Raw genomic sequence first — 20,408 nt, 5'->3', positions numbered from 1 at the left:
AAGGCCTGACGCCTGCCTGCCCAGGCGCCAGTCGCTGGTGGCTCGTGGCTCGCGGTTCATGGCTCATGGCTCTAGGCTGAAAGCAGCCACCAACAAAAAGCCCTCGCCGGAATCTCCGACGAGGGCTTTTTCATGTCTTGCGTCGCTTCAGCGACGCCGCCAACCGGCCATTCGACCGCTGACGCTTAACCGTAGACCTGATCCGTGCTGGTCAGCGGGTAGTGCGCCGGGTACGGCTTGCGTGCGACACCGGAATCGATGGCCGCCTGGGCCACGGCGGCCGGCAGACGCTCGAGCAGACGCGAGTCCATCGGCGTCGGGATGATGTAACCCGGACCGAATTCGAGGCTGTCGATCTCGTAGGCATCCAGCACATCCTGGCTGACCGGCTCACGCGCCAGGTCTTTCAGGGCGTGAACGGCGGCCAGCTTCATCTCTTCATTGATGCGCGTCGCACGCACATCCAGCGCGCCACGGAAGATGAACGGGAAGCCCAGCACGTTGTTGACCTGGTTCGGGTAGTCGGAGCGACCTGTCGCCATGATGACGTCCGGGCGTACTTCGCGAGCGGTATCCGGATGAATCTCCGGGTCCGGGTTGGAGCAGGCGAAGACGATCGGGGTGGCGGCCATCTTCTTGAGCTGCTCGGCCTTGAGCAGGTTCGGGCCGGACAGACCGACGAAGACGTCGGCACCATCGATGGCGTCGTCCAGGGTGCGCAGCTCGGTCTCGGTGGCGAACATCGCCTTGTACTGGTTCAGGTCGTCACGGCCGCTGTGGATCACGCCCTTGCGGTCGAGCATGAAGATGTTCTCGACCTTGGCACCACTGGCCACCAGCAGCTTCATGCAGGCGATGGCGGCAGCGCCGGCGCCCAGGCAGACGATACGCGCGTCTTCCAGCTTCTTGCCGGCGATATCCAGGGCGTTGAGCATGCCGGCCGCGGTGACGATGGCGGTGCCGTGCTGGTCATCATGGAAGACCGGGATGTTGCACTGTTCGATCAGCGCCTGTTCGACTTCGAAGCACTCCGGTGCCTTGATGTCTTCCAGGTTGATGCCACCGTAGGTGGTGTGGATGCGACGCACGGTGTCGATGAAGGCCTGCGGGCTTTCCGCATCCACTTCGACATCGACGGAGTTGATGCCAGCGAAGCGCTTGAACAGCACGCCCTTGCCTTCCATGACCGGCTTGGAAGCCAGCGGTCCCAGGTTGCCCAGGCCAAGGATGGCAGTCCCGTCAGAGATGACTGCGACCAGGTTGCCCTTGCCGGTGTACAGGTAGGCATTTTCCGGGTCGGCGGCGATTTCGCGGCACGGCTCGGCAACGCCCGGGCTGTAGGCCAGCGCCAGGTGCTTGGCGGTCTCGGTCGGCTTGGTCAGCTCGATGGAGAGCTTCCCGGGAATCGGTTCGGCGTGATATTGCAGTGCTGCTTTCTTCATGGCATCAGACATGCGTGTCATCCGGTATTTTGGCGGGGGGTTGGCTGCTCCAGAATATAGAAAAAGACACCTCTGAACAACCGACGCAACTTGCTGTTATGCATGACTTTAAAACGATCGTTTAAAAAATATTTTAGCCATTCGTCTAACGTTATGGATGCCCTACCCAGCCATAAACCTTTCCTTATCGCTGACCGGCTTTCACGTCGATTTCGGCCCGAGATGACGCCACGATTCGCGCAAGATCCTCGATTTTCGACCTATCACTGACGCAACCCGCCATTCTGGCGCGCTTGATGCAGAGGCAGAGCAGAAAAAGTGCCAAATCGGAAACAATCTTTCCTTTCAGCAAGCGCAGCGCAGGGGTGACATCACCGCAAGGGCATCACGTCAGACCATCACGACAAGGGCATCACGACAAGGGCATCCCGGGCCGGCTGGCGTGGTCGCGGCTCTCTTCAGAGCGGCCTGAACGACAGGCACAAAAAAACCCGCTCGTGAGCGGGTTTTTCGTCCATGACGCTGCAAGATGCGCAGCGCCATGAAAGCGACAAGCAGCTGAAGGTATCAGCGCTTGATGGCAGCACCGAAACGCTTGTTGAAGCGCTCGACGCGACCACCGGTGGTAGCCTGCTTCTGCTTGCCGGTGTAGAACGGGTGGCACTCGGAGCACACGTCAAGCGCGAAAGTCTGCTTGGAAGTGGTACCGATTTCGTGCTGCGCGCCGCAGGAGCAAGTTGCGGTCTGGCGCTGGTAGTCCGGATGGATACCCTGTTTCATGATGTGTAACCTCAGGTCGCTGTGCACCGCCACCTGATCACTTGCCAGGCACCGTACACGGGTTTTGGATTGAACCGGTCATTCCGCCGTTTCCGACGGAAGGCCACACATTTTACCAGTCATCTGCCGCAAGACCAAACTTTGTGCCGTTTATTGCGGGCAACACTCTGTAGACTGCGTGCCACGGCATATCCCCGTTTTACTGAACGCCTCATATCACCTCATATCCGGATACCTTGCGTGCCTGACACTACCGACAAGACTGCGACTCACCTGCCGGGACGTGTGCTGGGCATCGCGATTCCCGGCCCGCTGCGCGATCTGTTCGACTACCTGCCATCCCGCCAGCCGCCACGCCACGGCTGGCAGGTGGGCCTGCGCGTGCGCGTCGAATTCGGGCGTCGCCAGCTGGTCGGGGTGATCGCCGAGCTGCGCAGCGACTCAAGTTTTCCCATCGACAAGCTCAAGCCTGTCAGCGAAGTCATCGATGACGAACCACTGCCGGCCGACTGGTTGTGGATATGTCAGTTTACCGCGCGCTATTACCAGCACTCGCTCGGCGACACCTTCGCCCAGGCGATGCCCTCGCTGCTGCGTCAGGGGCGCGCCCTGGAGGCGCGTACCCGTGAGCGTTGGACGCTGACCGACAAGGGCCGCGCCACCGAGCCGGCAAGCCTGGGGCGAGCCACCCGCCAGATCGCGTTGCTGGAGCTGCTCGCTCAGCATCGTCATGGCCTGGTGCACAGCGCCATCACCGCCCAGGGCTTCACCCGCCAGCAGCTGGAGACCCTGCGCGGTCGCGGCTACATCGAATCCCGTGAGGAGCCGGTGACTGGCGCCACGCCGGAGCAGGCCAACAAGGGCGTGCTCGCCGAACCCGGCCTAGCCCTCAATGATGAGCAGGGTCGCGCCCTCTCGCGTCTGCATGAAGGCCTGAGCCGCTTCTCGCCCACGCTGCTGGAGGGCGTGACCGGTTCCGGCAAGACCGAGGTCTACCTGCAATTGATCGAGGCGGTGCTGGACCGCGGCGGCCAGGCGTTGGTGCTGGTGCCCGAGATCGGCCTGACCCCCCAGACGCTGGAGCGCTTCCGCAGACGCTTTCGCGTGCCGCAGGTGATGCTGCACTCCGGCGTCAGTGATGGTGAACGCCTCGATGGCTTCGAAGCCGCCCGCAGCGGTCGCGCGCGCATCGTGATCGGTACCCGCTCCGCCATCTTCACGCCGATGGCCAGACTCGGCGTGATCATCGTCGACGAGGAGCACGACGGCTCCTTCAAGCAACAGGACGGCCTGCGCTATCACGCCCGCGATCTGGCGCTGGTGCGCGGCAAGCAGGAAGGCATACCCGTGGTGCTCGGCAGCGCCACACCGTCTCTGGAAAGCCTGCGCCATGCCCGCGAAGGGCGCTTCACGCATCTGCACCTGCATCAACGTGCCGGTCGCAGCCAGCCGGCCCGGCTGCACCCCGTCGACCTGCGCGGCCGCATGACGCTGGGCGGCCTCTCGACCCAGAGTCTGGAGGCGATCGAGAAGCGCCTCGCCCAGGGCGATCAGGTGCTGGTGTTCATCAATCGGCGTGGCTTCGCGCCGACCCTGACCTGCCATGCCTGCGGCTGGATCGCCGAATGCGACAACTGCGATGCCCGCATGACCCTGCATCGCCATCCGCCCCAGCTGACCTGCCACCACTGCGAGCGCACCCGCCCGCTGCCGGATGCCTGCCCGGCCTGTGGCAGCGGGGATGTTCGCCCGCAGGGCGCGGGCACCGAGCGCACCGAAGAGCTGCTCGGCGAGAAATTCCCCGACGTGCCGGTGCTGCGCATCGACCGCGACAGCACCCAGCGCAAGGATGCCATGAGCGAGGCGCTGGCGGTGATCCGGCGTGGCGAGCCCTGCCTGCTGGTCGGCACCCAGATGCTGGCCAAGGGCCACCACTTCCCCCACGTCACCCTGGTGGTGGTGGTCAACGCCGACAGCGGCCTCTATGCCGCCGACTTTCGCGCACTTGAGCAGTCCGCGCAGCTGCTGGTGCAGGTCGCGGGGCGCGCCGGACGCGCCGAGCGCCCCGGTGAGGTATTGATCCAGACCCGCCACCCGGAAGACCCCAACCTGCTGACGCTGATTCAGGCCGGCTACCCGCAGCTGGCGGGGGAATTGCTCGAGGAGCGCCGCATCGCCCAGCTGCCACCGTTCAGCCATCTGGCGCTGCTGCGCGCCGAGGCCACTGACCAGCAGCAGGTCGAGCAGTGGCTGTTGAAGGTCGGTGGCGCCCTGCGCCAGCACCTCGAGGCTGCCAATCTCAAGGTGGATTGCCTCGGTCCGGTACCCGCACCGATGGAGCGCCGCCAGAATCGCTATCACGCCCAATTGCTGTTGCGCTGTGCGAAACGCGGCCCATTGCATGAAGCGGCGGCCTGGCTGGTGACGCTCTGCGAGCAGGACCGCGACGCACGCCGCCTGCGCTGGTCGCTGGATGTCGATCCCATCGGCATGGCCTGAGTGATACGCAAGCGGCGTGACAGCCCTTCACGCCGCTTGCGATGAACTGACCACTATCCCTCCAGGGCGCGGAATGCGGCGCGATTGATCACGACGGTTTATGCAAGCCGCAGGATCGGTGATAATGCCCGCCATCGTGCAGCGACATCCGCACTCCCCCATTGCCCGCAGGCCTGATGCCTGCAACCGCCTGCTGTATGGCACGCGGTGCGACCCGAGCCGTGAAGAGACCGATATTCCATGAAAGAGACGATCATCGAACTGCTGGGCCAGGCCCTGGAAACCCTCAAGGCCGACGGCACCCTGCCCGCCGACGCCAGCCCGCAGATCAAGGTCGACCCGACCAAGGACAAGAGCCACGGCGACTACGCCAGCAACCTGGCGATGATGACGTCCAAGGCTGCCGGCATGAAGCCGCGCGATCTGGCCGAGAAGCTGATCGCGGCGCTGCCGGCCTCCGATGCCGTCTCCAAGGTCGAGATCGCCGGGCCCGGCTTCCTGAACTTCTTCGCTGATACCGGTGCGGTAGCCGACATCGTGCGTCGCGTCTTCAGTGAAAGCGACAGCTTCGGTCACAGCGACGTGGGTGCCGGCGAGAAGGTGCAGGTCGAATTCGTCTCCGCCAACCCGACCGGCCCGCTGCACGTCGGTCACGGCCGCGGTGCCGCGGTCGGCGACGTGCTGTGCCGCCTGCTGGCCGCCACCGGCCACGACGTCACGCGCGAGTTCTACTACAACGACGCCGGCGCCCAGATCAACAATCTGGCGCTCTCCGTCCAGGCGCGCGCCAAGGGCCTGGGCCCGGACGATGCCAGCTGGCCGGCCGATGGCTATCGCGGTGACTACATCAGCGAACTGGCCGCCTCCTACATGGCCGGCGACACCGTCGAAGCCGATGGCAAGCAGGTGACCGGCGCCGCGAACCCCGATGACCTGGAGGCCATCCGCGTCTTCGCCGTCGCCTACCTGCGCCACGAGCAGGATCTCGATCTCAAGGCCTTCGGCGTCGAATTCGATGTCTACTTCCTCGAGTCCTCGCTCTACAGCGACGGCAAGGTCGAGGAGACCGTCAAGCGCCTGGTCGACAACGGCTACACCTATGAAGACGACGGTGCCCTGTGGCTGCGCACCACCGACTTCGGTGATGACAAGGACCGCGTGATGCGCAAGCGTGACGGCGGTTACACCTACTTCCTGCCCGACGTCGCCTACCACCTCGACAAGTGGCAGCGTGGCTTCACCCAGGTCATCAACGAGCAGGGCGCCGATCACCACTCCACCGTGACCCGCGTGCGTGCCGGTCTGCAGGCTCTGCAGGCGGACATCCCCAAGGGCTGGCCGGACTACGTGCTGCACCAGATGGTCACCGTGATGCGCTCCGGCGAGGAAGTGAAGCTGTCCAAGCGTGCCGGCAGCTACGTGACCCTGCGCGACCTGATCGAGGAAGTCGGCCGCGACGCGACCCGCTACTTCCTGGCCGCACGTCGCGCCGACTCCCAGCTGACCTTCGACATCGACCTGGCGCGCTCCCAGTCCAATGACAACCCGGTCTACTACATCCAGTACGCTCATGCCCGCGTGCACAGCGTGCTGCGCAAGGCCAGCCGCGAAGAGAAGCCCTTCGACGAAGCCCTGGCCATGGCGCAGCTCACCCTGCTGACCAGCGACCAGGAAAAGGCCGTGATGAATCGCATGGCGCAGTTCCCGGACGTCGTCGCCCACGCCGCCAAGGTGCGTGAGCCGCAGCAGGTCGCCCAGTACCTGCAGGACCTCTCCTCCGACTTCCACACCTGCTACAACGCGGTGAAAGTGATGGTCGAGGACGACGCGACCCGCAATGCGCGCATGGCGCTGGGTCTGGCGACCGCTCAGGTCATCCGCAACGGCCTGGCCCTGCTGGGTGTCAGCGCTCCCGAGGAGATGTAAGCCATGGCTGCTCGCCGCCCCGCCAACAAGAAGCCCGCCTCCCGCCAGGGGGCGAGCCCCCGTCGGCAACCCGCTGCCAGCCAGAGTCGTGGTCTGCCCGGCTGGCTATGGGGCATCATCGGTCTGATCGCCGGCTTCGCTCTCGCGCAGTACTTCGAGAAACAGGCCCCGCGTCTGCCGGTCGCGGCCATCGTGCCCAAGGCCAACACGCAGCAGAACGGACAGCAGAACGGGCAGCAGGCCGCCAAACAGGGCAACCAGCAGCAGAAGGAAGCCCCCGAAGAGTCCGCCGGCAACATGCCGACCTTCGAGTTCTACACCCTGCTGCCGGAAACCGAGGTGATCGCGCCCAAGGTGGATGAGTACAAGTCCACGCCGCGTCCGGGCAGCGCCGAGAGCACCAAGAAGTCCGAGGCCTCGCTGACCAACTACATGTTGCAGGCCGCGTCCTTCCGCGAGATGAGCGATGCCAAGAAGCTGGCCGGCAAGCTCAAGGACCTTGGCCTGCTGGCCAAGGTCAGTGACGTCAACGCCTCCGGCGGCACCGTCTGGCACCGGGTGCAGGTCGGTCCCTACAAGGACACCCGCGAGCTCAATCGCGCCCAGGACCTGATGAACACCCAGGGCATCGAGCCCTTGTTGATCAAGCTGCAGTAAGCCAGGCGTGAGCCTTGCGACAGACGGGCCCGCTCATTTTTGAGCGGGCCCGTTGCATGAGGGCACAGACCAGGGCCGATCGCAGTCAACGCTGAGTCGCCGATGACTTGAAACCCGTATCGGCGCCCCCATCTACAGCATTCCGGTGAGATATCAGGCCCGCGTGCCGCCCATCAGGCGGTGCAGGATCGCGGCAAGCAGTGGCAAGCGCCAGGCTGACGATCACCACCCGTTTTACGCGACGAGGCCACGGCCTCGTCTGCCCAGAAATGCCATGCCCGGCCCCGTTCACCTTATTCCAATCGCCGGCATGCTCTCTCAGGAGTTATCCATGACCACGATCGTCTCCGTGCGTCGCAACGGCCAGGTCGCCCTGGCTGGTGACGGCCAGGTGTCCCTTGGCAACACTGTCATGAAAGGCAACGCCGCCAAGGTGCGTCGTCTGTATCGCAATCAGGTACTGGCCGGTTTCGCCGGTGGTACCGCCGATGCCTTCACGCTGTTCGAACGCTTCGAAGCGCAGCTCGAGAAGTATCAGGGCCAGCTGGTGAAGTCCGCCGTGGAGCTTGCCAAGGAGTGGCGCTCAGACCGCGCTCTGCGCAAGCTGGAGGCCATGCTGGTGGTCGCCGACAAGCACGCCTCCTTGATCATCACCGGCAACGGTGACGTGGTCGAGCCCGAGCACGGCGTGCTGGCCATCGGCTCCGGCGGCAACTACGCCGAGGCCGCTGCCCGCGCCCTGATCGAGAATACCGAGCTTTCCGCCCGCGAGATCACCGAGAAGTCCATCTCCATCGCGGCCGATATCTGCGTCTTCACCAACCACAATGCCATCATCGAGGAGCTGTCCTGAGATGTCCCAGATGACCCCGAAGGAAATCGTCAACGCCCTCGATCAGCACATCGTCGGCCAGCCTGAAGCCAAGCGCGCCGTGGCGGTTGCCATGCGCAACCGCTGGCGCCGCATGCAGCTCGATGACGATCTGCGCCCGGAAGTCACGCCGAAGAACATCCTGATGATCGGCCCGACCGGTGTCGGCAAGACCGAGATCGCCCGTCGTCTGGCCAAGCTGGCCGGCGCGCCCTTCCTCAAGATCGAGGCGACCAAGTTCACCGAGGTCGGCTATGTCGGCCGTGACGTGGAATCCATCATCCGCGACCTGGTCGAGGTCGCGATGAAGCTGGTGCGTGAAGACGCCATGAAGGAAGTGCGCGACAAGGCCGAAGATGCCGCCGAAGAGCGCATCCTCGACGCCCTGCTGCCGCGTGTGCGTGGCGAAGAATACGACGCTGCCGCCAACAACAGCAGCACGCGCCAGATGTTCCGCAAGAAGCTGCGCGAAGGTCAGCTGGATGACAAGGAAATCGACATCGAACTGAGCCCGGCCAGCCAGAGTCTCGATTTCGCCACCCCGCCGGGGATGGAAGAGATGACCAGCCAGCTGCAGTCCATGTTCTCCAACATGGGCAAGCAGCAGAAAGAGAGCCGTCGCATCACCGTCAAGGAAGCGCTCAAGCTGGTTCACGAGGAAGAAGCGGCCAGAATGGTCAGCGATGAAGACCTCAAGAGCCGTGCCATCGAGGCCGTCGAACAGAACGGCATCGTCTTCCTCGACGAGATCGACAAGGTCGCCAAGCGCGGCGAATCCGGCAGTGGCGGCGATGTGTCCCGCGAAGGCGTGCAGCGCGATCTGCTGCCGCTGATCGAGGGTTCCACCGTGTCCACCAAGCACGGCATGGTCAAGACCGACCACATCCTGTTCATCGCCTCCGGTGCCTTCCACCTCTCCAAGCCGTCGGACATGATTCCGGAGCTGCAGGGCCGTCTGCCGATCCGTGTCGAGCTCAACGCCCTGACGCCGGAAGACTTCAAGCGCATCCTGACCGAGCCCTCCGCCGCCCTGATCCGTCAGTACAAGGCATTGCTGGCGACCGAAGGCGTCGAGCTGAGCTTCGCGGATGACGCCATCGAGCGCATCGCCCAGATCGCCTATCAGGTCAACGAAGGCACCGAGAACATCGGCGCCCGTCGTCTGCACACCGTGATGGAGCGTCTGCTGGAAGAGATCTCCTACGAGGGTGGCGATCAGCCCGGCGAACTCAAGGTCGATGCCGCCTACGTCGATGCCCGCCTGGGTGATCTGGCGCGTGATGAAGACCTGTCGCGCTACATCCTCTGACGACACGCTCACGCGCCTGACAGCCCCTCATGGAAGCCAGTCCCGTTCCTGAGGGGACTTCTGACGCCCGATCCGGCTTGGCCCGGATCGGGCGTCAGTGCATCATGCGCACAAGACACATCGACCGGCCAAGCGCCGTGCTCGACGCCTATCTGCCTTCGCCATGCCGCCCTGCGCCGCCGCGCGGCATGCAAGCCCGAGGATGCCCCGATGAGCCACGACACTCCCAAGGACGCCGCCGCGTCCCACGACGCTGATACCAGCGTCCAGCAGCGCGACTACCGCCTCAACGAGCGCCATGCCCGTGATGGCGAAGAGGCCCCGGTGCCGACGCGCGTGCACTACCACAAGTCAGAGCGCGAACTGGAACTGGGCTACGCCGATGGCCAGAGCTTCCGCCTGAGCACCGAATTCCTGCGCGTGATGTCGCCGTCGGCGGAAGTGCGTGGCCACGGTGTCGGCCAGGAAACCCTGCAGGTCGGCATGCGCTATGTCGGGCTGACCAACATCACCCAGAGCGGCCGCTACGCGCTGAAGCTGCACTTCGATGATGGCCATGACAGCGGCCTGTATACCTGGGAATACCTGTGGGAACTGGCCAATCGCCGCGACGCCATGTGGGCCTACTACCTGCGTCAGCTGGAAGAGGCCGGCGCCTCGCGCGAACCACTGGGCATTCCGCTCAACCAGCTGTAAGCCACTGATGCCACTGGGCGCGGCAAGATGTCCGAGTCGACGTCTTGCCAAAAGACAGCCCGCTGGCCAGCGGTTACAATCGAGCCACTGCGAAAGCTCACCATATTGTGCTGACGTCGCCACGGCGGCGTCACAACAGGGGAAGTCATGGACAAGCGTACGACTCACTTCGGTTATCAGGAAGTTGCCGTGGACGAGAAGGCAGGCCGCGTCGCGGATGTCTTCCACAGTGTCGCCGCCAAGTACGACGTGATGAATGACCTGATGTCGTTCGGCATCCACCGTCTGTGGAAGCGCATCACCCTGGAGCGTGCCGGCGCCCGCCCCGGCCAGTCGGTGCTGGACATCGCCGGCGGCACCGGTGACCTGACGCTGAAGTTCTCGCGTCTGGTCGGCCCGAAAGGCCGCGTGGTGCTCGCCGACATCAATGCCTCGATGCTCAACGTCGGCCGCGACAAGCTGCTCGACCGTGGCGTCGGCGGCAACGTCGAATACGTGCAGGCCAATGCCGAAGCCCTGCCCTTCCCGGACAACACCTTCGACATCATCACCATCGCCTTCGGGCTGCGCAACGTCACCGACCAGGCCAAGGCCCTGCGCTCCATGCAGCGCATCCTCAAGCCGGGTGGCCGCCTGCTGGTGCTGGAATTCTCCAAGCCGGTCAATCCGCTGCTCTCCACCGCCTATGACCAGTACAGCTTCCGGCTGCTGCCCAAGATGGGCGAGATGGTCGCCGGCGACGCCGACTCCTACCGCTACCTGGCCGAGTCCATCCGCATGCACCCCGACCAGAAGACGTTGGCCGGCATGATGGAAGAGGCCGGTCTCGAGCGCGTCGAGTACACCAACCTGACGGGCGGCATCGTCGCGTTGCACCGCGGTATCAAGCTCTGAGGCTGTCATGGCATTGCTGACCCCCCTGCTGTTGGCGACCGCTGAGCGGACGCTGAATCAGCTGCTTGCTCGCGACCCGGCCTCGACGTCGCGCCTGAATGCACTGGCAGGCCGACGCCTGCTGGTGCGTGTCGAACGCCCCGCCTTTGACCTGCTGGTGCACTTCGACCTGCAGGGCCTGCACCTGTTGCGCCTGCCCCAGGCCAACGAGAGCGATGGCGATGTGGTGGTGGAGCTCGACATGGAGACCGCCGCCGCCCTGCTGTCGGGTGAATCCATCGAGCGCCTGATGTTCGAGGGCCGCCTCGCCGTGCGTGGCCGTATCCATCTGCTGGAGAGCGCCCGTGACCTGGTGATGGACCTCGACCTGGACTGGGAAGGCGCGCTCAGTGAGTGGTTCGGCGAAGCCCCCGGCCATAGCCTGGCCAGCGGCCTGCGCAGCCTCGGGCGTTTCGGGCTGATCAGCCGCCGTGAGCTGGAGCTGGACCTGCGCGAGTACCTCACCGAGGAGGCGCGCTGGCTGCCCGGACAGGCGCAGATGCGTGTCGCCCGCGACGAGCTGACCGAGCTGACCCAGTGCCTGGATCGCACCGAAGCGCGGCTGGCGCGGCTGCGCCGTCATCTCGAGGCCGCCACCTCCCATCAACCTGCCGAGCGGGAGTGCCAGCCGTCGTGAGACTCTATCGCCTGCTGAGCATCCTGTGGGTCATCGCCCGCTACCGCCTCGACGACCTGGTGCCACCGGGACGCGTGCCGGCCCTGCTGCGCCCGCTGCTCAAGCTGTCGCCGCTGCGTCTGTTCCCCATCGGCAGACGCACGCGTGGCGAGCGTCTGCGTCTGGCGCTCGAGGCATTGGGCCCGATCTTCATCAAGTTCGGCCAGATGCTCTCGACGCGCCGCGACCTGCTGCCGCCGGACATCGCCGACGAACTCAAGCGCCTGCAGGATCAGGTACCCCCGTTCGAGAACCAGGTCGCGCGGGAGCTGGTCGAGCAGGAACTCGAGATGTCGGTCGAGGAAGCCTTCGCCGAATTCGAGGCCCAGCCTCTGGCCTCCGCCTCCATCGCCCAGGTACATGCCGCACGCCTGCACGATGGCTCGGACGTGGTGGTCAAGGTCATCCGCCCGCGCATCGAGGAAGTGATGCGCAAGGACATCGGCCTGCTCTACATGTTCGCGCGCCTGTTGATGAAGGTCTCGCCGGAAGCCCGTCGCCTGCGCCCGGTCGAGGTCGTCGCCGACTACGAGGCGACGCTGTTCGACGAGCTCGACATGCACAAGGAGGCCGCCAACACCTCCCAGCTCAAGCGCAACTTCCTCGACTCGCCGCTGCTCTACGTCCCGGCCATCCACTGGCCACTGACGCGCCGCCGCGTGATGGTGCAGGAACGCATCCGCGGCATTCCGGTCGCCGATATCGAGGAGCTGACCGCGCAGGGCACCGACCTCAGGAAGCTGGCCGAACGCGGCGTGGAGATCTTCTTCACCCAGGTATTCCGCGACAACTTCTTCCACGCCGACATGCACCCCGGCAATATCTTCGTCTCGCGCGAGAACCCGCACGACCCGCAGTTCATCGCCATCGACTGCGGCATCGTCGGCAGCCTGACCCGCGAGGACCAGGACTATCTGGCCCGCAACCTGCTGGCCTTCTTCCGCCAGGATTACTACGAGGTCGCGGCGCTGCACATCGAGTCCGGCTGGGTCGGCGAAGGCACGCGCGCCAACGAGTTTGCCGCGGCCATCCGCGCCGTCTGCGAGCCGATTCTCGAGAAGCCGCTCAAGGACATCAGCTTCGGCCAGGTCCTGCTGGGGCTGTTCCAGACCGCGCGCCGCTTCAACATGGAAGTCCAGCCGCAGCTGGTGTTGCTGCAGAAGACCCTGCTCAACATCGAGGGCCTCGGCCGCCAGCTGTATCCGGACCTGGACCTGTGGGCCACCGCCCGCCCCTATCTGGAGCGCTGGATGAAGGAGCGCGCCGGTCCCAAGGCGTTCTGGGCCGAGATGGTCAAGCAGGCACCGGAGCTGTCGCATCAGCTGCCACAGCTGCCGGCGATGGCCTTCCAGGCCATGGAGCGCATCGAGGACGAGCATCGCGCCCGTCAACGCCAGACAGAAGCCATCACCACGCTGCGCGACCGGGTCAATCACGCCTCCAGCACCAGCTGGCGGCTGCGTGCGGGCCTGCTGCTGGTGGCCGGCGCGTTCGGTTGGCAGCCCCTGATGGCCTGGGCGGAGACCCAGCCCGTGGCGGTACTGGTGGGCGCAGGACTGGGAATCGTGTTATTGCTGTGGCGCTAGCCGCAGGCAGACATGATGGCCTGACTGGCCCGGCGCGCAACGACACTTGCCGCCCCATGGGACGCAGTGCAATATGAATGACATATAACACTTGCATCCTGAGTCGCCTGCCCACGCCGTGCCGTTTGCCGTGCAAGGTGTGCCGTCAGCGCAGAACTCGATGACTTAACGCAAGACCCAAGCTTTCAGGAATGATGATTCATGAGTGATATTCTCAACCGTCTGTCAGTGGTACTGGCAGAACGGCGCGACGCTGACCCGACCTCCTCCTATGTCGCGAGCCTGCATCACAAGGGCCTCAACAAGGTACTGGAGAAGATTGGCGAAGAGGCGACCGAAACCGTACTGGCCGCCAAGGATTTCGCTCACGACGACGTGGACTCGCAGCGTGCCGTGATCGGTGAGACCGCTGACCTGTGGTTCCATTCACTGGTCATGCTGTCGCACCTGGGGCTGGATCATCAGGAAGTGCTGGATGAGCTGGCACGCCGCTTCGGTGTTTCCGGCCATGATGAAAAGGCCGCTCGCGGCCAGTGAAGGACCCGTATTCTTCCGGCGCAAGTCGGCTTTCCGGCAGCGGTGCCAGCACCCTGCAAGTCTCAAGGCCCAATGACCCGGTGTCAGCGGCCCAAATGGAGAATTTCCCATGTTAGGTGGCATCAGTATCTGGCAGCTTCTCATCGTGCTCGGCATCATCATCCTGATCTTCGGGACCAAGAAGCTGCGCAACGTCGGCTCTGATCTCGGCGGTGCCGTGAAGGGCTTCAAGGGCGCGATGAAGGAAGAAGAGAAGAAGAGCGACGAGCCGACTGCCCAGCAGAAGGTCGCGCATGAGGAAAAGCGTGGCGACACCATCGATGTCGAGGCCGAGAGCCGCGATACCGCTGACAAGCGCTCGTAACCCGCATGTTCGATATCGGCTTTTTTGAACTGGCATTGATCGCGCTGCTGGCGCTGATCGTGCTCGGCCCGGAGCGTCTGCCCCGGGCCGCCCGCACTGCGGGTCTGTGGCTGGGACGCATCAAGCGCAGTGTCTCGGGCATTCAGCAGGAAATCAGTGCCCAGCTGGAAGCCGAGGAACTGCGTCAGACGCTCAACGAGCAGAAGAAGCAGCTCGATGAGACGCTCGCTCATGCGCGCAACGAGGCACGCGATGTCGAGCGCGGCATCACCGAGTCCAGCACGTCCCGCGATGCAGGCGCCTCCGACGCCGAGACCAGCCCCCGCCCTGCCGAGAATGGTGCGCCGGCCACCGAGCCGAGCACTGCTTCCGACACCCGTGAATCACGAGAGCCACGTTCCTGATGAGTGATCCACATGCCTCACCGTCAGGTGGTCAGGGCGACGCCGCACATGCGCCGCTCATCGAGCACCTGATCGAGCTACGCTCGCGCTTGCTGCGCGCCACCCTGGTGGTGCTGGTGGTATTCGCCGCGCTGTACGGCTTCTCCAACCAGATCTACCTGTATGTCGCCGAACCGCTGATGGCATTGCTGCCACCGGGTTCGCAGATGATCGCCACCGAAGTGGCCTCGCCCTTCCTGGCGCCCTTCAAGCTGACATTGGTGGTGGCGCTGTTCCTGGCGATTCCCGCCGTGCTCTATCAGGCCTGGGCGTTCATCGCGCCGGGCCTCTATGAGAACGAGAAGGCGTTGGCCCTGCCGCTGCTGGCCTCCAGCATCCTGCTGTTCTATGCCGGTGCGGCCTTCGCCTACTACGTGGTGTTCCCGCTGCTGTTCCAGTTCTTCACCACCACGGGCCCCGAGAACGTGGCGATCATGACGGACATCAATCAGTACCTGAATTTTGTCCTCAAGCTGTTCTTCGCCTTCGGGGTCGCCTTCGAGATTCCCATCGCCACCTTCCTGCTGATCTGGACCGGCGCGACCACGGTGGAGGCACTGAGCAAGAAGCGCCCCTATATCGTGATCGCCTGCTTCGTGGTCGGCATGCTGCTGACACCGCCGGACGTGATCTCGCAGTCGCTGCTGGCGATCCCGATGTGGCTGCTGTTCGAGGTTGGCATTCTGGCCTCGCGCCTCTTCAAGCGCCGGCGTGCGGCCTCAGACGATGAGGCATCGCAGGAAGCGCCCTGAACGTGGCTGCCTGCAATCGGGCATCAGAATCAGAGCATCAAAACAGAAAGCCCCGCCGGGTCACCGGCGGGGCTTTCTGTTTCTGGGGGCTTTGTGTTTCCAGGGAACTTGCTCACACCAGCCACGCGCTATCACGCCAGACGCACAGGCGTGTCGAGATCAGTCCTGCTCGGCGGCGCGCGCCTTGTCGTCCTCGATCCAGCTATCGATGCGCTCGACCAGCTTGAAGATGCCCTGGGCCGCTTCGCTGATGCGCTCCGCCAGCAGGTAGGCCGGGGTGGTGACGACACGGTTGGCGGCGTCGACGACGATGTCCGTCACCTCACAGCTCTTGTGCAGGCCGCCCTGGGCGCTGATCGCCCCGGAGACGCTGGCGTCGTTGCCGATGGTGACCGAGATGCCTTCCCCCAGCAGCTTGGGCACCATCACCGGCGCGATGCACATCACGCCGATCGGCTTGCCGGCCGCGTGGAAGGGCTGCACCGCGTCCTGCAGGCCCGCGACGAGCTCGAGGTCCTCACCCTTGACGGCAAAGTCACACAGATTCTTGGCGGCGCCGAAGCCACCGGGCAGGATCAGTGCATCGAAGTCGTCCGCTGACAGCTCTTCCAGCGGGCGCACCTTGCCACGTGCCAGACGCGCGGACTCGACCAGCACGTTGCGGGTCTCCTCCATCTCGTCGCCAGTGCCGTGATTGATCACGTGGTGCTGCGCGACATCCGGTGCAAAGCACTCATAGGCAATGCCCAGCTGATCGAGACGCAGCAGCGTCAGGGTAGTTTCATAGATCTCGGAGCCATCAAAGACACCGCAACCGGAAAGGATCAGGGCTACCTGCTTGGTCATGGGTTACTCCATTGACGATGAGCTGTGCGCGGCGATTGCCGGACAGGTCAGAAAAGACTAATACAAGCGCGTGACTGATTCGAATGCCGAGCCTCATTTCATGCCCGGCGTCATGCCCGGCGTCATGCCAGGCGCGAGACGCTTCAGCGGCACCGAAGATGCGCGACCGCCACGCGGCAGACAGTGACAGGCGTGCAGGCGAGGCATGTCACTGCGCATCCTCTCAAGACTATGGGCGGCCCTGGCACAACTCAAGTGCTGCTCCTCGTCCACTCGTATGCCATCAAGGCTCTGGTGCCGGAGGCTTGCCGCGGTGTCCGGACTCGTCTTGCAGCCCCACACACCCGCCCCATACGGGGTGTGCATGAGGCGCGACACCGCGACACATCTCCTGCGCCTGTGGCCACAAGTCAACGCTGATATACTGGATTGACCCTGCCACAGGGACGACGGCTCCCGTCACGGGCCACCCACTTGCAGGCCGCAAGCCAGGCCTTCTCGTCGCCCGACAGACGCCTTGTCGTCATGTTCAGCCCTTGCTGGCACCTCACGTGACCGGCCTTGCCCCATGACCGCTGGCATCACTGTAATATTAATGAAATATTATAGACCTAGACTGCCTGCGACCATCACGGGAGCGGACCACCCGACCCGGAGAGCATTTCTTGAGCCAACATACCCCGCGCCAGTTTCCTGCGACTCGTATGCGCCGTATGCGCAAGGACGACTTCTCTCGCCGCCTGATGCGTGAAAATCAGCTGACGGCCGATGATCTGATCCTGCCGGTCTTCGTTCTCGAAGGCTCCCAGCGTCGTGAAGCCGTGCCCAGCATGCCGGGCGTCGAACGCCTGTCCATCGACCTCATGGTCGAAGAATGCCGCGCCGTCCACGCACTGGGCGTGCCGGCCATCGCGCTCTTCCCGGTGGTCGATGCCGAGGCCAAGACGCTGTATGCCGAAGAATCCTACAATGCCAACGGCCTGGTGCAGCGTTGCGTGCGCGCCTTGAAGGAAGCGCTGCCGGAGCTGGGCGTCATCACGGATGTCGCGCTCGACCCCTACACCGTTCACGGTCAGGACGGCATCCTCGACGAAGACGGCTACGTGCTCAACGACCGCACCGTCGAGACCTTGATCAAGCAGGCGCTGTCACACGCGGAAGCCGGTGCCGATGTCATCGCGCCCTCCGACATGATGGATGGTCGCATCGGCTCCATCCGCGCCATGCTGGAACAGGAAGGCCTGATCAACACGCGCATCATGGCCTACTCGGCCAAGTACGCCTCCAACTACTACGGCCCGTTCCGTGACGCGCTCGGTTCGAGCGGCAATCTGGGCAAGGCCGACAAGCAGACCTACCAGATGGACCCCGCCAACAGCGACGAAGCCCTGCATGAGGTGGCGATGGACATCGCCGAGGGCGCTGACATGGTGATGGTCAAGCCGGGCATGCCCTATCTTGATGTGGTAACGCGTGTGAAGCGCGAGCTGGAAGTGCCGACCTTCGCCTATCAGGTCAGCGGTGAGTACGCCATGCACATGGCGGCTTTCCAGAACGGTTGGCTGGATGCCGACAAGGTCATTCTCGAGTCGCTGATGTGCTTCAAGCGTGCGGGTGCCGACGGCATCCTCACCTATTTTGCTCGCCAGGCGGCCGAATTGCTGGCGCAGAAAAACCGCCTTTGACAACCCCGGCCATTGCGGATGCGGCTGACCGGGATCATGGAGTTGATGATGGAACAGACGCCCAAGCAAGACACCGACAACAACACGGCGACCCTGCCGGAAGTCGCTGACAGTCGCGACAAGGATGCTGCCCCCAAGGCAGCATCCACCCCACGGGAAGGCGAGATCGAGCTGGCAGCGGATGAGCCGCCGGCTCAGGAACCGCTGCCCCTGCGCGTCAACCGGACGCGTACCGGTATCCATGCCAAGGCCACCCCCTCCCCCGAGGCTGATCTCGCTGATCCGGCGCTGTACTTCAATCGCGAGCTGTCCAACCTGCAGTTCAACATCCGCGTACTCGAGCAGGCCAAGGATACCTCGCATCCGCTGCTCAACCGCTTGATGTTCCTGCTGATCTTCACGTCCAACATGGACGAGTTCTTCGAGATTCGCGTGGCGGGTCTCAAGCATCAGATCGCCTTCGATCGCACCGACCCCGGCTGTGACGGCATGCTGCCGAGCAAGGTGCTCGATGAGGTCTCCCGCATCACGCATGAGCAGGTCGAACGCCAGTACCGCATGCTCAACGAGGACCTGATCCCCGCGCTGGAAGAGCAGCACATCCGCTTCCGTCGCCGCAATCAGTGGAACGATGCCCAGAAGGCCTGGGTGCGCGATTACTTCGAGGAAGAGATCCAGCCGGTCATCAGCCCGATCGGTCTCGACCCGTCGCACCCGTTCCCGCGCCTGGTCAACAAGAGCCTCAACTTCATCGTCGAGCTGGAAGGCAAGGATGCCTTCGGTCGTGAAGGTGGCCTGGCCATCCTGCCGGCCCCGCGCTCGCTGCCGCGCCTGATCCGCATCCCGGATGGCCTCGTCGAGCCGGGGTACACCGAATACGTCTTCCTGTCCTCGATGATCCACGCTCACGCCCAGGAGCTGTTCCCGGGCATGAAGATCAAGGGCTGCTATCAGTTCCGCCTGACCCGCAACGCCGACCTCTCGGTAGATGCCGAGGATGTCTCCGACCTGGCCTCCGCGCTGCGCGGCGAGCTGCTGGCACGCCGCTACGGCGACGGGGTGCGTCTCGAGGTGGCAGACAACTGCCCGGAAGCGTTCTACACCTTCCTGCTCAAGCAGTTCGATCTGGAAACGCGTGACCTCTATCAGGTCAAGGGCCCGGTCAACCTCAACCGCCTGATGGAAGTCATCGGCGACGTCGGCCGCGAGGACCTGCTCTACGCCCCGTTCACTCCGGGCATTCCCAAGGCGCTCAAGGGCGACAACAGCCTGTTCGATGCGATCCGTCGCGAGGACATCCTGCTGCATCACCCCTTCCAGTCCTTCTCCCCGGTCGAGAACCTGCTCGCCGAGGCGGCGCGTGACCCGAACGTGCTGGCCATCAAGCAGACCCTCTATCGCACCGGCGCCGACTCCAACATCGTCTCCTCACTGGTGGAAGCCGCACGTCAGGGCAAGGAGATCACCGTGGTGATCGAGCTGCGGGCGCGCTTCGATGAGGCCGACAACCTGCAGCTGGCCTCACGCCTGCAGGAAGCCGGCGCCATCGTCATCTACGGCGTGATGGCCTACAAGACCCACGCCAAGATGCTGCATATCGTGCGACGTGAACACGGCGAGCTGCGTCACTACGCGCACCTGGGCACCGGTAACTACCATGCCAAGACGGCGCGCCTGTACACCGATTACAGCCTGCTGACCGCCAACGAGACGCTGTGCGAGGACGTCCACAAGGTCTTCCAGCAGCTGACCGGCATGGGCAAGCAGCGCAATATCGAGAAGCTGCTGCACGCGCCCTTCACGCTGCATGAGCGCATGGTGGAGATGATCGACCGTGAAGCGCGCAACGCCGAGAAAGGCAAGCGCGCCCACATCATCATCAAATGCAATTCACTGACCGAGCCCAAGCTGATTCGCGCCCTCTACCGCGCCTCGCGGGCTGGCGTGCAGTGTGACCTGATCATCCGCGGCGTCTGCTGTCTGCGCCCGGGCGTGCCGGGGATTTCCGACAACATCCGCGTGCGCTCGGTAATCGGTCGCTTCCTCGAGCACACGCGCACCTTCCACTTCCACAATGCCGGTCAGCCGGAAACCTGGTGCTCCAGCGCGGATTACATGGAGCGCAACATGTTCCACCGCGTCGAGACCTGCTTCCCGCTGCTCGACAAGAAGCTGGCCCAGCGTATCCGCAAGGACCTGGACACCTATCTGGTCGACAACTGCCAGAGCTGGCGTCTGGAAAGCGATGGCCACTACACCCAGCTGGATGCCGGCGACGCGGAACCGATCAGCGTGCAGGAAACCCTGCTGTTCGCCTACGCCGCCAAGGCCTGATCGCGCTCGACGAGGTCAGGACAGAACAAAGCTCATGAACTCTCGGCCCTCACGCTTGCGTGGGGGCCGTTG

General features: G+C 64.1%; 18 protein-coding genes. 15 read left to right on the top strand and 3 right to left on the bottom strand.

From position 1 onward, the window contains the following. Positions 1–185 precede the first annotated feature (185 nt). Positions 186–1,454: a malic enzyme-like NAD(P)-binding protein gene (locus IZU87_RS02715; protein WP_213113596.1), complete on the bottom strand. Its 1,269-nt coding sequence runs from the start codon at positions 1,452–1,454 to the stop codon at positions 186–188. A 555-nt stretch (positions 1,455–2,009) separates the two neighbouring features. Further along, the gene (gene rpmE / locus IZU87_RS02710; protein WP_054556509.1) at positions 2,010–2,222 is read right to left on the bottom strand and encodes a 50S ribosomal protein L31; all 213 of its coding nucleotides are present in this window, start codon (positions 2,220–2,222) and stop codon (positions 2,010–2,012) included. Positions 2,223–2,462: 240 nt separating this feature from the next. Here rpmE and IZU87_RS02705 point away from each other — a divergent pair, with 240 nt between their 5' ends. From IZU87_RS02705 to tatC, 13 genes are all read left to right on the top strand, one after another. Then, a complete protein-coding gene (locus IZU87_RS02705) occupies positions 2,463–4,721 on the top strand; it encodes a primosomal protein N' (RefSeq protein ID WP_240548639.1) in 2,259 nt (752 codons plus the stop codon). Between the two features lie 240 nt (positions 4,722–4,961). Next, a complete protein-coding gene (argS, locus tag IZU87_RS02700; protein WP_213113595.1) occupies positions 4,962–6,647 on the top strand; it encodes an arginine--tRNA ligase in 1,686 nt (561 codons plus the stop codon). A gap of 3 nt (positions 6,648–6,650) precedes the next feature. Continuing rightward, positions 6,651–7,304 (top strand): SPOR domain-containing protein, encoded by a 654-nt coding sequence (locus tag IZU87_RS02695; protein ID WP_043332968.1) that lies wholly within the window; start codon positions 6,651–6,653, stop codon positions 7,302–7,304. Between the two features lie 331 nt (positions 7,305–7,635). Beyond that, complete coding sequence (gene hslV / locus IZU87_RS02690) at positions 7,636–8,157, top strand: ATP-dependent protease subunit HslV (protein ID WP_043332970.1); 522 nt, start codon at positions 7,636–7,638, stop codon at positions 8,155–8,157. Between the two features lies 1 nt (position 8,158). Beyond that, entirely contained in the window at positions 8,159–9,484 is a 1,326-nt protein-coding gene (gene hslU / locus IZU87_RS02685; RefSeq protein ID WP_043332972.1) for an ATP-dependent protease ATPase subunit HslU, read from the top strand. A 324-nt stretch (positions 9,485–9,808) separates the two neighbouring features. Beyond that, positions 9,809–10,180: a gamma-butyrobetaine hydroxylase family protein gene (locus tag IZU87_RS02680; protein ID WP_225348182.1), complete on the top strand. Its 372-nt coding sequence runs from the start codon at positions 9,809–9,811 to the stop codon at positions 10,178–10,180. Between the two features lie 147 nt (positions 10,181–10,327). Then, positions 10,328–11,074 carry a bifunctional demethylmenaquinone methyltransferase/2-methoxy-6-polyprenyl-1,4-benzoquinol methylase UbiE gene (ubiE, locus tag IZU87_RS02675; protein WP_043332974.1) on the top strand — a complete coding sequence of 249 codons (747 nt, stop codon included), beginning with the start codon at positions 10,328–10,330 and terminating at the stop codon, positions 11,072–11,074. Between the two features lie 7 nt (positions 11,075–11,081). Continuing rightward, positions 11,082–11,750 (top strand): ubiquinone biosynthesis accessory factor UbiJ, encoded by a 669-nt coding sequence (locus IZU87_RS02670; RefSeq protein ID WP_131432768.1) that lies wholly within the window; start codon positions 11,082–11,084, stop codon positions 11,748–11,750. Continuing rightward, complete coding sequence (gene ubiB / locus IZU87_RS02665) at positions 11,747–13,375, top strand: ubiquinone biosynthesis regulatory protein kinase UbiB (RefSeq protein ID WP_043332979.1); 1,629 nt, start codon at positions 11,747–11,749, stop codon at positions 13,373–13,375. Before IZU87_RS02670 ends, ubiB begins: the two co-directional genes overlap by 4 nt. 201 nt (positions 13,376–13,576) lie before the next feature. Next, positions 13,577–13,912: a phosphoribosyl-ATP diphosphatase gene (locus IZU87_RS02660; RefSeq protein WP_043332980.1), complete on the top strand. Its 336-nt coding sequence runs from the start codon at positions 13,577–13,579 to the stop codon at positions 13,910–13,912. 109 nt (positions 13,913–14,021) lie between these two features. Then, complete coding sequence (gene tatA / locus IZU87_RS02655; protein WP_043332981.1) at positions 14,022–14,276, top strand: Sec-independent protein translocase subunit TatA; 255 nt, start codon at positions 14,022–14,024, stop codon at positions 14,274–14,276. A gap of 5 nt (positions 14,277–14,281) precedes the next feature. Then, positions 14,282–14,680: a Sec-independent protein translocase protein TatB gene (gene tatB, locus IZU87_RS02650; protein WP_213113593.1), complete on the top strand. Its 399-nt coding sequence runs from the start codon at positions 14,282–14,284 to the stop codon at positions 14,678–14,680. After that, positions 14,680–15,471, top strand: a complete 792-nt coding sequence (gene tatC, locus IZU87_RS02645) for a twin-arginine translocase subunit TatC (protein WP_043332983.1) — start codon at positions 14,680–14,682, stop codon at positions 15,469–15,471. Before tatB ends, tatC begins: the two co-directional genes overlap by 1 nt. A gap of 159 nt (positions 15,472–15,630) precedes the next feature. Here tatC and elbB read toward each other — a convergent pair whose 3' ends face one another. Further along, positions 15,631–16,317: an isoprenoid biosynthesis glyoxalase ElbB gene (gene elbB / locus IZU87_RS02640; RefSeq protein ID WP_054556514.1), complete on the bottom strand. Its 687-nt coding sequence runs from the start codon at positions 16,315–16,317 to the stop codon at positions 15,631–15,633. A 665-nt stretch (positions 16,318–16,982) separates the two neighbouring features. On the opposite strand from elbB, the gene hemB reads away from it, so the two are divergent. Both hemB and ppk1 read left to right on the top strand, forming a co-directional pair. Next, positions 16,983–18,002: a porphobilinogen synthase gene (gene hemB / locus IZU87_RS02635; protein ID WP_213113592.1), complete on the top strand. Its 1,020-nt coding sequence runs from the start codon at positions 16,983–16,985 to the stop codon at positions 18,000–18,002. Positions 18,003–18,050: 48 nt separating this feature from the next. Beyond that, complete coding sequence (gene ppk1, locus IZU87_RS02630; RefSeq protein WP_213113591.1) at positions 18,051–20,336, top strand: polyphosphate kinase 1; 2,286 nt, start codon at positions 18,051–18,053, stop codon at positions 20,334–20,336. Positions 20,337–20,408: the final 72 nt, after the last annotated feature.

The sequence above is a fragment of the Cobetia sp. MC34 genome (assembly GCF_018340035.1).
GTDB classification, from domain to species: Bacteria; Pseudomonadota; Gammaproteobacteria; order Pseudomonadales; family Halomonadaceae; genus Cobetia; species Cobetia amphilecti.
Note: the sequence above shows the minus strand (reverse complement) of the source record. Positions and strands in the feature narration are given on the sequence as shown.

Excerpts from the sequence above, each read along its gene's own strand:
- IZU87_RS02715 (WP_213113596.1), bottom strand. The coding sequence starts at position 1,454 with ATGTCTGATGCCATGAAGAAAGCAGCACTGCAATATCACGCCGAACCG.
- rpmE (WP_054556509.1), bottom strand. The coding sequence starts at position 2,222 with ATGAAACAGGGTATCCATCCGGACTACCAGCGCCAGACCGCAACTTGC.
- argS (WP_213113595.1), top strand. The coding sequence starts at position 4,962 with ATGAAAGAGACGATCATCGAACTGCTGGGCCAGGCCCTGGAAACCCTC.
- IZU87_RS02695 (WP_043332968.1), top strand. The coding sequence starts at position 6,651 with ATGGCTGCTCGCCGCCCCGCCAACAAGAAGCCCGCCTCCCGCCAGGGG.
- hslV (WP_043332970.1), top strand. The coding sequence starts at position 7,636 with ATGACCACGATCGTCTCCGTGCGTCGCAACGGCCAGGTCGCCCTGGCT.
- hslU (WP_043332972.1), top strand. The coding sequence starts at position 8,159 with ATGTCCCAGATGACCCCGAAGGAAATCGTCAACGCCCTCGATCAGCAC.
- ubiE (WP_043332974.1), top strand. The coding sequence starts at position 10,328 with ATGGACAAGCGTACGACTCACTTCGGTTATCAGGAAGTTGCCGTGGAC.
- IZU87_RS02670 (WP_131432768.1), top strand. The coding sequence starts at position 11,082 with ATGGCATTGCTGACCCCCCTGCTGTTGGCGACCGCTGAGCGGACGCTG.
- IZU87_RS02660 (WP_043332980.1), top strand. The coding sequence starts at position 13,577 with ATGAGTGATATTCTCAACCGTCTGTCAGTGGTACTGGCAGAACGGCGC.
- tatA (WP_043332981.1), top strand. The coding sequence starts at position 14,022 with ATGTTAGGTGGCATCAGTATCTGGCAGCTTCTCATCGTGCTCGGCATC.
- tatB (WP_213113593.1), top strand. The coding sequence starts at position 14,282 with ATGTTCGATATCGGCTTTTTTGAACTGGCATTGATCGCGCTGCTGGCG.
- tatC (WP_043332983.1), top strand. The coding sequence starts at position 14,680 with ATGAGTGATCCACATGCCTCACCGTCAGGTGGTCAGGGCGACGCCGCA.
- elbB (WP_054556514.1), bottom strand. The coding sequence starts at position 16,317 with ATGACCAAGCAGGTAGCCCTGATCCTTTCCGGTTGCGGTGTCTTTGAT.
- ppk1 (WP_213113591.1), top strand. The coding sequence starts at position 18,051 with ATGGAACAGACGCCCAAGCAAGACACCGACAACAACACGGCGACCCTG.